This is a genomic window from Atribacter sp. (assembly GCF_035418125.1).
GTDB classification, from domain to species: Bacteria; Atribacterota; Atribacteria; order Atribacterales; family Atribacteraceae; genus Atribacter; species Atribacter allofermentans.
In genome coordinates this window covers 1-10,465 of the sequence record NZ_DAOLQM010000050.1, presented here as the reverse complement: position 1 = coordinate 10,465, position 10,465 = coordinate 1, and the positions used below count along the sequence as shown (strand labels likewise).

Below are 10,465 nucleotides of genomic sequence, written 5' to 3'. Positions count from 1 at the left end.
CAAAAAATATCTGGAGGATATAGCGATGAAAAATAATCTAAGCAAGGTTTTTCTGTTGGCTTTCATTGCCGCACTTTGTATTTTTACTAGTTGTACCTCTTCAGTTCCACAAACTGAGGAAGAAAACCTAAAGCTAAAAATTCAGGAATTTGTCGATTACTTAGTGAAATTGGATTATTCCAAAGCCCAAGCCTGTTTGGTCGTCGATGGACCAACCTATTCCCAACTGGATGCTCTATATAATAAAGCCAGATTAATTACGGTGAGCGGAGGTTTTTCTAATTGTTTTGCGAAGGGGGAAATATACGTCAAAAATATAACCATTTCGGGAAATGATGCCCAATTTTCCCATCAACCGGTTAAGATTTATTTTAATTGTATTACCAGTTCCAATCGAGTTATCTTTGAGGATTTGAATATTAATGCTGCTCAAAAAGTTGGGGATGATTGGTTTTTGTGGTAGTAAATGGTTTTGGTTGGGCATAGCATAATACACTGCCCTCTACCTATTCACAACATTTTGAAAAGAGTTACAATTAATCAAATCTGTACTGATTAGAAAGCGTTTATATAATATTTAACACTCGGATGAGCATAGTCGTCTCCATTAAAGGTAATAGAAATGACATCGAACCGGTAATTTGTATGGTTGGGATTATATCCCTGAGAAATGAGATAATAAAGAGCAACTTTTCGAATTTTGTCCTGCTTGTATTTAGTTACCGACTCCTCGGGGAAACCTGCGTTTAAGACCGCCCGGCTTTTTACTTCGATGAAGACTAAGGTATTTTTATCCAGAGCAATAATATCGATTTCTCCTATTCGAGATCGAAAATTTCTTTCGATAATTTTCATTTTGCCTTGACGAATAACAATTCGAGAGGCAATTTCTTCACCCATCTGACCAATTCTTTTAGAGGTATTTACCACAAAAACTCCTTCTATGACAATTCGCTATGCCAAGTTGATTTATTTTGTCCCTGTGAAGTTTAGTACCGTATCCCTTATGATGGATAAATCCATACTCAGGATAAAGTTCTTGATATTGTTTTTCCATAAGAGAATCACGAACTACCTTTGCCACAATTGAAGCAGCGGCAACCGAAAAGCTTTTTAGTTCCGCATGCGAGATTGAAATCGAGGGAATATCCAATTCAGGTATCTTCAACCAATCAAAAATAACAAATTCGGGAGTTCTTTTTACCGAGGCTCGCATCAAGGCTTCGCGAAAGGAATAAAGATTGGCGCTTTGTATTCCGAGACAATCAATCATTTTCTCCCCAACGATACTTACCCCGAGGCTAAAAGCAGTTCTGCAAATAAGTTGAAAACAATGGTTTCTCTGGGCAGGACTAAGAAGTTTGGAATCATTTAAACCAGAAGGAATACATCCCGGAGGAAAAATAACACAACACGATACGAGAGGACCAGCCAATGGTCCTCTCCCTGCTTCATCGACTCCACCAACATATTTAAAGCCTTTTACCCAAAGGTCTTTTTCCAACATTTTCAACGCAATATTTGAATTGACCGTGGAGGCCAATAAACCAAAAAAGCACGTCCTAAAATGTTTTTAAATGGAACATACCCCCAAAATCGACTATCATCACTATTATGACTATTATCTCCTAAAACAAAATAGGAATTTTCCGGTATCACTTGTTCTTCTCTTCCATAATTCCCAACGTTAAAATACTCTCGATTAAATTGATCTCCCTGAAGAGGAATCCCATCGATATGTACCGAACCGTTTTCTATTCGGACCGTTTCTCCAGGAAGAGCAATTACTCTTTTTATTAAATTCTTCTTCCTATTGGAGGGAAAACGGAAAACAATAATATCACCACGGTGAGGACGGTAAAGGCGATAATAAAATTTCGCTACGAGAACTCTATTGCCTGGTATCAGAGTCGGTTTCATCGAACTAGAGGGGATATAGTACCCTTCTACCACAAAATACCGAACAATAAATGCAATCAGGAGTGCCCAAAAAACGGTTTCAACTATTTCCTTCAAGACGTTTATCGAATTACCTCTCGCGTTTTTCCTCAATTCTTGATTCTTTGGCACTTTTCCCACGGAGATAATAAAGTTTTGCTCTCCGCACTTTGCCTCGACGGATTATTTCGATGGTTTCAATACGTGGCGAATAGATTGGGAATACTCTTTCTATTCCTATACCAAAGGACATTTTCCGAACCGTCATGGTTCGGCTGATTCCAGAACCTTTCAGTGCAATAACCAATCCTTCGAAAACCTGAATACGCTCTTTGTCTCCTTCTACGACTTTTAAATGTACTCTTACCGTTTGCCCTGGCTCAACATCAGGAATTTCTTTTATATAAGCTGATTCTACCGAATGTAACAACCTTGCCTTATCCATTATGGACCTCCTCCTGAAAACCCACTGTTCATTCTATCGAAGTGGTGCAATCATTTTCTCAATCGATTTATCGACTAATAAATAAATTTTTCTCAAAAAACCGAATAATACTATACCATGCTGCCTAACGCTTGACAACCGTTACTATTCATGAATCACTTCATCACTCAATTTATCCAGTAAATCCGGACGAACTAACCGGGTTTTTTGGAGTGCTTTCTTTCGCCTCCACTCTTCAATCAAACTATGATTCCCACTGGTTAAAACCTCCGGAACTGCCCTTCCTTCAAAAATCCGAGGTCGAGTATATTGCGGTGGTCCCAATATCCTATCGTAAAAGGAATCAAAATGAATCGATTCTTCATCACCAAGAACCTCGGGAACTAATCGAGTTATTGCTTCGGCAACGATCATTGCCGGCAATTCACCGCCTGATAGAACATAATCACCAACCGATATTTCTTCTCCTTGGCAGAGTTCAATAACCCTTTGATCAATCCCCTGATAGCGTCCACAAACCAGAATAATATGAGGGCAAAGAGAAAGAGCTTCTGCTAAGGACTGGTTAAAAACTCTTCCTTGGGGGCTGGTAATCAAAACTCTCGGTTGGGAATGAGTGACTCCTTTAATAAATTCAACTGCTCGGGAGATCGGTTCCGGTTTGAGCACCATTCCTGGTCCGCCACCATAGGGATAATCGTCAACAGTACGATATCGGTCAGAAGAAAATGCTCTCAAATTATAAGCTTTAATGAATACTAAGCCCCGATCTTGAGCTCTTTTCACAATCGCAGTTTCAGCAAAACAACGAATCAGTTCAGGAAACAAGGTAATGATATCAATCCGTAACTTCATTCCCAAAAACCCTTTGGACAGTCGACGGTTATATATCCCCCCTGAAGGTCAACATGCTTAATATAAACCCGGATAAAAGGGATTAAAAATTCCCTATCGTCTCTATTCACCTGTAAGTAGTCATAGGCTGGCCCTTCAATAACATCGGAGACAACACCAAGGGATTGGCCATTTTCCATTATTTTCAAATCAATCAGCTGATAAACAAAATAAGAATCCGGTGTATCAGTCACGCTTACCTGGGGTTTCTCTCTCCAGATTAATTGACCAGATAACGATTCGACTTCAGCTTTGGTACTCAAATCCCTTAACCATAATAGAACAAACCGACCCATGGGTTGAAAGTCCTTAACGACCAGGATACGGTATTGGTCTTGATCTTGAACAAACAAAATAGTTCCAGGAGAAAAACTATTTAATGTTTCCCCAAAGGGAAGGGCTTTTAACCCACCTGCTAATCCATGAGGTTTAATAAATTTACCAACTACAATCTTATTCTTTTCTATTCCAATATCTCAACAACCGCCTTCTTGCCAGTTTTAACACAAGCTGCTTTCACTATAGTCCGAATCGAGCGAGCGATTCTTCCTTGTTTCCCTATGACTTTCCCCATATCTTCGGGGGCAACTCGCACTTCATAAATCACCGATTGTTCACCTTGGACCTCGGAGACTTTAACTTGTTCTGGATTGTCAACTAAAGACTTGACCATGTATTCTACGAGATCCTTCACTCTATACCCGGCCTTTCCGTCTGTTTTAACAAAGTCTTAACCTTGTCAGACATTGTTGCTCCATTGTTAAGCCAGTACTGAATCCGGTCGAAATTGATTGACCAAAGTGGCGGGTTGACTATCGGTGAATAGTTCCCCAATATTTCAATTGGTTTTCCATCTCGTGCTTTTTGTGAATCGATCGCAACTATCCGGTAATAGGGAGCATGCTTACGCCCAATTTTGGTGAGTCTTAATTTCACTGCCATCGTTATTCTCCTTTCTTTTTATATCAAATATTTTCTGCTGGATGAAATCGAAATGAGATGATTAAGTTATCTATGCGTTCCACCCGAACCATCCTTTTCTTTTGGAAAAGGGATTTTTCCCCGTACGGTTCATCTGTTTCCAAAGTTTACGAAAATCTTCAAACTGTTTTAATAAACGGTTAACGTCTTGAATGGTTGTTCCGCTTCCTTGAGCTACTCTTCGCCGCCGGCTGGAATTAATAAGGGATGGATTGATTCTTTCGGCTGGTGTCATTGACTGAATAATAGCCTGAACTCGCTTAATATTTTTCTCTCCATCAATCTGAGAAATTCCACCTCGCAGATTACCAGGTAACATTCCAACAATTTCATCAAAGGAGCCAATTTCTTTTACTCTTTTTAATTCTTCCATAAAATCATTTAAATCCAGTTCTTTCTTTCCGAACTTCTTTTCTATTTTCTCCTTTTCTTCTTCGTCAATCGACCTTTCTATCTTTTCAATGAGGGTAAGAGTATCACCCATCCCCATGATACGACTTGCCATTCTGTCGGGATGAAAAACTTCCAGCTGATCAACTTTTTCGCCCACTCCAGCAAATTTAACCGGCCATCCAGTTTGAGCAACTATGGACAATACGGCTCCACCCCGGGCATCGGTATCGACCTTTGCTAAAATGAGCCCGGTAGGATTGACCCATTCTTTAAAAGATTGAGCAACCTTAACCGCTTCCTGACCGGTAGTCGCATCTAAAACCAGTAAAATTTCTTTCAACGGTATTGTATCAACAACCTCTTTGAGTTCGGCTAAAAGCTCTTCTTCGACATGAAGCCTTCCGGCAGTGTCGATAAAGATCACGTCATAACTTTTTTCCCGTGAATGACGAATAGCATTTTGAATCATTTGTAATGGAGTCAAGGCTTTGGAATCGTCATAAAAATCAATCCCCGAATTGTGACACAGAATCGCTAACTGCTCTTTAGCAGCGGGACGGCGAGTATCAGTTGAAATTGCCAAAGGAAAAAGTCCTTGATTTTTTAAACGAACCGCCAATTTCCCAAGAGTGGTTGTCTTTCCCGATCCTTGGAGTCCAACTAACATAATGAGAACCGGTGTCGCACCACCAGTCTCTAAGGAACTGACATTACCACCTAATACCTTTCGGATTTCATCCCATAAAATCTTAATGACCATTTCCCCTGGTGTAACACTCTCTAATACTTCTCTTCCCACGGCTCGTTCTTTCACTCGAGCGATGAGGTCTTTAACCACTCGGTAATGGACATCGGATTCTAAGAGAACCATTCGTAATTCTTTTAATATTGAATCAACATCTTGTTCGCTCAGTTTTCCTTTGCTTCTTAACTTTTTAAATATTCCAGAAAATTTATTAATTAATTGTTCAAACATGCATTGACTCCAAAACTGGATTTATTTAATTTTGAAAGACAAATAAGATAATAATCGTCACTGCTCCGACTGTCAAGAAACTTCTTCGTCATAAACTATTGCTTTTACAAATTGATCAGAATCAAAAGGTTGAAGATCTTCGATTTTTTCACCTATTCCTAAAAATTTAATCGACAATTCTAATTCTTTTTTTATACGGAAAACGATACCTCCTTTAGCCTGACTATCCCACTTCGAAAGAATAACTCCATTCAGGGGGATAGCCTTACCAATCGATTCGGCTTGAAGAAAGGCATTTTGGCCGGCCATGGCATCAATAACTAGTAAATTTTCAATATTTTCAGGAGAGAAATTCTTTTGGACAATTTTTCCCATTTTTTCTAATTCTGCCAAAAGATTCTTGTTGACATGCGACCGACCAGCCGTATCAATTATCACAAAACCTCGGTTCTTTTTTCGTGCTGCTTCTATTCCATCAAATATAATCGATCCTGGGTCGGCTCCAGGAGAACCTTTAAAAAAGAAACAACCAGCCCTTTCCGCCCAGATTTCCAATTGATCAACTGCCGCAGCACGAAAAGTATCAGCTGCAACCAAGGCGACTTCTTCACCCTGCAGCGAATAGTATCGCGCCAATTTGCCAGCCAAGGTTGTTTTTCCTACGCCGTTAATCCCTGCTAATAGAATTGCTTTCATTGCCCCACTTTGAGCTGATGAAAATAGGCTTGAATCATTTCCATCCAAAATGCTTCCCAATTTCCCATAAAGCCAATCCTGCCAGTTCCCATTTTCTGCCTTTTGTTTTTTTATTTCCTGAAATTCTTCGACCAGCTCCATGGCTAAATTTGGTCCTAAATCGGCTTGCACCAACATTTCTTCCAGGGCTTCCCAATCTTCGTCTTGGAGGGAATCGGCTGACCATAAACGGGAAAATTGCTGTTTTACGCCTTCTTTAATTTTTTCAACACCTTTGAACCACTTATGAAAAAAACCTTTCTTTTCTTCCATGTGATACCTCTCCATTTAGTAAAGATAGCGATTGGTGATAGGTTTAAATTTAAATCATGGTTGGTTAATTTTGAGAAGATAAAAGTGATAAATTTTTCCCTGAAAGAGTAACTACCCTTGAAATCCCCGGTTCATCCATAGTCACTCCAATGATCCGGTCAGACGCTTCCATGATTTCTTCTTGATGGGTTACAATAATGATTTGGCACTCATGAGAAAACTCTTTCATAAGGTCCGCTAACCGGACACTGTTGAAATGGTCAAGGGTCGCATCTACTTCATCAAAAAAACAAAAACGATAACCTCCGGATTTAAATAGAGCGAAAAATAGACAAAGGGCAGTAAGGGCTTTTTCTCCGCTGGACAAAAGCGACAACCTTTGTTTCTTTTTTCCCGGTATTTGGATAACTATTTCCAAATTTTGTTCTTCAATTTCGATCTTTGCTCTGCCACCGTTAAAAACTCGTTGAAAATTTTTCTGAAAGTGGAAATTGACCTCTAATAAAAACTCTTTAAACAATTCTTGACACAAGAGTTCGCACTCTATTCGATTCTTTTCAAATCGAGCCATGGCATCCTGAAAAAAAGTCAATTTTTCCTTTAAGTAATTTTGACGTTCTTTTAGATCACGAAGTTGTGAAATAGAACCTCTTCGTATTTCCCAAGTTTTCAAACGGTTCTCTTTTTCGGTTATCATCTGCTCTAAGTGATGAATATCAGTAAAAGAGGGCAAAGGGAGATCGTCGGTCTGCCATTCCTGGTATTCATCTAAGCGAGTGGTATATTCTTGAATTTCAAAATCCCATTTTTCTTTTTGTAAATACAGCTTTTCCCTTTTGTAAGAAAGCGAATCTTGCCGATCCTTCCGCTTCTCTCTTTGCAGTTCAATATCGTTACACCTTTCTCGAATCTCATCCACTGCCGCAAAGGATACTTTTTTTCTATTCAGTTCAAATTGATGTTCTTCATTCAATTTCTTTATTTTAAAAATAATCTCCTTCCAGATATCCAGGGATTGATTGCGGCTGTTCTCAATATTTTGAAGAGAAAAAACCGATTTCTCAATGAGCATCTCGATGGTGGTGAGTTCTCCCTGTAACTTATCTTCGGTTGATCGGAGCTTTTCCCTCTCAAATCGTTGGTTGTGAATTTCTCTTAATTCATCTTCCAATTGATTGACTTCGTTATCTATGTCTTCTTTTTCCCATCCTAACCGATCCAGTTTCTCGCCAAGGATTTCTTTTTCGCTCAAGAAAGATTGCTTTTTTAAATTAATGAGTTCAATTTTTTCAATTTTCTTCTTTTTTTCCTTTTGCAAGTCGTCATATCGAAGCTGTAAAACTTGCAACTCTCCTTTTATTTTGGTTAACTCTTTTTCCAGTTGATTTTCTTTGACAAGATAACCTGAAATATCTTTTTCTCCTTCTTGTATTCTTTTTTGAAGGGCGGCTCCCTTTTTTTGCCAACTTCGATAAAATCGAACTCCACTCTGATTGGTTATAAGTTTCCTTGGAAATATCAACACTCCATCTCTACGATAAACAATATTTCCATCGGAGCTGATCATATTTACCAGTGGAACTTCCCGGTTTTTCAATGCATCGATGATTTGTTTCTTGGTGAAAATTTTCCAATAATTCGATGGTGGCAAAATATCCAAATAGACAAAACCCTGACCAGTCTTTGGTAAAGAGTCGTTCAAATTCAGATTCCCTTCAGTTCTTAGAATAGCAGTATAATCTTTAAAAAGCCAATTGAATGCATAAACTACTTTCCCCGGCCAACCCTTTTGAATGAGATTTTTGGACAGGTCGGCTATTCTTTGGTCGATTTTTTCCTCTGGTTCATATTCACGGAGACCATTTCGAATTTTAACCAACAAGGCTTTCTTCCTGTCTAGCTTCTCTTTGAGCTGCTCTCTCTTTTTGATAAATTTTCGGCTTTCTTCCTGAAGGGTTGACAGCTGTATTTGTAAACTCTCGATTTGCTGAACTAGCTCGGTTGATGAAAAATCGAGAGAACTTTGTTCCCGATCGATAGATGCTAATTCTTCAGTAAGATATTCAATTGAAGTTTCAAGTCGAGACCATTCCTGTTTGAGTTGGTTAATTTGTTCATTATAAGAATCCTTACGAATTCTAAATTCTGAAACTTTTTTCTGGAATTCTTTTTCTTTTTCTTCTAACTCATCTAAGGTCTCGTGATATAAAGGATTATTGCGGAGATCTTCAACATTCTTCCGTAGAAGGGCTAATTTTGGTTCTAACTCATTTAAGGCTTCTCGATTTAATAACTTATTTTTTTCTCTTTGTCGTGCTTCAGTGAGATGAAAATAAATCTGTTGTTCAAGGGAGCGTAGTTCTTCTCGAAGGCTTTCTAATCGCTCCAGGATCTGTGATTTTAGTTTTTCCTTTTCTTGAAGTAATTCCTGTTGTTTATTGAATAAAAGATCCAGGCCTACTCCTTCTTCCCCCAAATGTTTTAACTCTTTTTCAACTTCTTCTTTTTCACTCTCTAATCCTTTTATCTTTTTTAACCGCTGCTGAATAAGGAGATTAAAATATTCTTTACGAAGTGCAATAAACAACTTTTCCTCAGAAAGATATTTTTCTTCCTGCCGAGCATGTTCGGAAACTTTTTCAATCTGAAGATTGAGTTCATTCTCCCGTTCTTTTAAGCGGGATACCTTCTCACCAATTCGCGTTAAAGAAGATTTAACCGATGCGAGTTTTTCTTTGACAGCATAAGTACCGCTGGCCATTTCAAAGAGGGAAAATTTATCACTGGGACGGAATTCAAACAAACTCTGAAGTTTGGTGTTATCAACCACTGCTACACCAATGCTATCAACCAAAAAACCCAACTTCCGCAGTTCTTCTTTTAAATCTTTTAAACGAAGGCGATTTTGATTTAAAAAATACTCTGATTCTCCCGATGCAAAGATTCGCCTTCCAATAGAATAGGGAGGCTCTTCGCTGTCTGACCATTGGGTTTCAATAAAAGCCATTCCTAGCGGTTTTGCTCCGGCTGCTCCGTGAAAGATAACCTCTTTCCCCTGGGAAACTCGAATTTCTCGAAAATTATCTCCCAACACCCAACGGAGAGCATCAATGACATTGCTTTTTCCTGAACCATTTGGGCCAACAATGACGTTTAAACCGGGATGAAACTCAATCGTAATCGGATGAGCAAATGATTTAAAACCCTGAACATTTAAATGAGTTAAAAACATGGATTATCACGAAAGCCATATTTCTCTTCGATGATTTTTTCCCAGGCTTTACGGGCGGCCTCCTGTTCGGCCTTTTTTTTATTGGTACCCTCACCAATGGCTATTTCCTTCTCATTAATCAAAACAGCAATTCGATAGATTTTTCGATCCAATGATTCTTCTATTACTTGATAAGCTGGGAGAGTCTCATGTTCCTTAAGTGACCAGGTTTGTAAGAGGCTTTTATAATTAACCGAAAGAAAAACCAATTCAAGACCGCCTTCAGAAGAAAAAATAGTATCTAATACCTTCTTTGTCGTATCAAAGGATTTTGAATCCAAATATACAGCACCAACCAATGCTTCCAATGCGCTGGAAATAATCGAATTTTTTTCCCTTCCCCGACCCCTCTCTTCTCCTTTCCCAAGAAGAATAAACCGTTCCAGATGTATATTTCGAGCTACCTGAGCCAAGCTTTCTTCGCTCGCCCATTTAGCCTTCATTGCTGAAAGCCAGCTCCGTGGTTTTTCATATTGAGAAAAAAGGTAGTCGGCAATATAAAAACCGACTACCGCATCACCTAACCACTCAAACTTATCATTACAATGCCCTTCTTTCC

General features: G+C 38.8%; 13 protein-coding genes. 1 reads left to right on the top strand and 12 read right to left on the bottom strand.

Annotated elements, in window-relative coordinates; all coding sequences use genetic code 11:
• Positions 1 to 463, top strand: a 463-nt coding sequence (locus PLK24_RS04355; protein WP_324476657.1) for a hypothetical protein, incomplete at its 5' end; no start/stop codon positions are given.
• 92 nt (positions 464 to 555) lie between these two features.
• Here the strand turns inward: PLK24_RS04355 and PLK24_RS04350 are convergent.
• The 12 genes from PLK24_RS04350 to PLK24_RS04295 all read right to left on the bottom strand — a co-directional run.
• Entirely contained in the window at positions 556 to 930 is a 375-nt protein-coding gene (locus tag PLK24_RS04350) for a YraN family protein (RefSeq protein WP_324476655.1), read from the bottom strand.
• A complete protein-coding gene (gene rnhB, locus PLK24_RS04345) occupies positions 914 to 1,507 on the bottom strand; it encodes a ribonuclease HII (protein ID WP_324476653.1) in 594 nt (197 codons plus the stop codon). Before rnhB ends, PLK24_RS04350 begins: the two co-directional genes overlap by 17 nt.
• Positions 1,508 to 1,509: 2 nt before the next feature.
• Positions 1,510 to 2,070 (bottom strand): signal peptidase I, encoded by a 561-nt coding sequence (gene lepB, locus PLK24_RS04340; protein WP_324476650.1) that lies wholly within the window; start codon positions 2,068 to 2,070, stop codon positions 1,510 to 1,512.
• Positions 2,030 to 2,383 (bottom strand): 50S ribosomal protein L19, encoded by a 354-nt coding sequence (gene rplS / locus PLK24_RS04335; protein WP_324476648.1) that lies wholly within the window; start codon positions 2,381 to 2,383, stop codon positions 2,030 to 2,032. The genes lepB and rplS overlap by 41 nt, the downstream gene beginning before the upstream one ends.
• 144 nt (positions 2,384 to 2,527) lie before the next feature.
• Positions 2,528 to 3,238 carry a tRNA (guanosine(37)-N1)-methyltransferase TrmD gene (trmD, locus tag PLK24_RS04330; protein ID WP_324476646.1) on the bottom strand — a complete coding sequence of 237 codons (711 nt, stop codon included), beginning with the start codon at positions 3,236 to 3,238 and terminating at the stop codon, positions 2,528 to 2,530.
• Positions 3,235 to 3,729 (bottom strand): ribosome maturation factor RimM, encoded by a 495-nt coding sequence (gene rimM, locus PLK24_RS04325; protein WP_324476659.1) that lies wholly within the window; start codon positions 3,727 to 3,729, stop codon positions 3,235 to 3,237. Before rimM ends, trmD begins: the two co-directional genes overlap by 4 nt.
• Positions 3,730 to 3,740: 11 nt before the next feature.
• Positions 3,741 to 3,971 (bottom strand): KH domain-containing protein, encoded by a 231-nt coding sequence (locus tag PLK24_RS04320; RefSeq protein ID WP_324476645.1) that lies wholly within the window; start codon positions 3,969 to 3,971, stop codon positions 3,741 to 3,743.
• Positions 3,968 to 4,219, bottom strand: coding sequence for a 30S ribosomal protein S16 (gene rpsP / locus PLK24_RS04315; protein ID WP_324476644.1), 252 nt, complete (start codon positions 4,217 to 4,219; stop codon positions 3,968 to 3,970). The genes PLK24_RS04320 and rpsP overlap by 4 nt, the downstream gene beginning before the upstream one ends.
• Before the next feature lie 70 nt (positions 4,220 to 4,289).
• On the bottom strand, positions 4,290 to 5,627 hold the full coding sequence (gene ffh, locus PLK24_RS04310) for a signal recognition particle protein (protein ID WP_324476642.1): 1,338 nt from the start codon (positions 5,625 to 5,627) through the stop codon (positions 4,290 to 4,292).
• 72 nt (positions 5,628 to 5,699) lie between these two features.
• Positions 5,700 to 6,635, bottom strand: a complete 936-nt coding sequence (gene ftsY, locus PLK24_RS04305; protein ID WP_324476640.1) for a signal recognition particle-docking protein FtsY — start codon at positions 6,633 to 6,635, stop codon at positions 5,700 to 5,702.
• A gap of 64 nt (positions 6,636 to 6,699) precedes the next feature.
• Positions 6,700 to 9,867, bottom strand: coding sequence for an AAA family ATPase (locus PLK24_RS04300; RefSeq protein WP_324476638.1), 3,168 nt, complete (start codon positions 9,865 to 9,867; stop codon positions 6,700 to 6,702).
• Positions 9,858 to 10,465, bottom strand: a 608-nt coding sequence (locus tag PLK24_RS04295) for a ribonuclease III family protein (RefSeq protein WP_324476636.1), incomplete at its 5' end; no start/stop codon positions are given. The genes PLK24_RS04300 and PLK24_RS04295, both read right to left, overlap by 10 nt.

Bases quoted from the DNA above. Each gene is read 5' to 3' on its own strand.
- rnhB (WP_324476653.1), bottom strand. From the start codon at position 1,507: ATGTTGGAAAAAGACCTTTGGGTAAAAGGCTTTAAATATGTTGGTGGA.
- rplS (WP_324476648.1), bottom strand. From the start codon at position 2,383: ATGGATAAGGCAAGGTTGTTACATTCGGTAGAATCAGCTTATATAAAA.
- trmD (WP_324476646.1), bottom strand. From the start codon at position 3,238: ATGAAGTTACGGATTGATATCATTACCTTGTTTCCTGAACTGATTCGT.
- rpsP (WP_324476644.1), bottom strand. From the start codon at position 4,219: ATGGCAGTGAAATTAAGACTCACCAAAATTGGGCGTAAGCATGCTCCC.
- ffh (WP_324476642.1), bottom strand. From the start codon at position 5,627: ATGTTTGAACAATTAATTAATAAATTTTCTGGAATATTTAAAAAGTTA.
- ftsY (WP_324476640.1), bottom strand. From the start codon at position 6,635: ATGGAAGAAAAGAAAGGTTTTTTTCATAAGTGGTTCAAAGGTGTTGAA.
- PLK24_RS04300 (WP_324476638.1), bottom strand. From the start codon at position 9,867: ATGTTTTTAACTCATTTAAATGTTCAGGGTTTTAAATCATTTGCTCAT.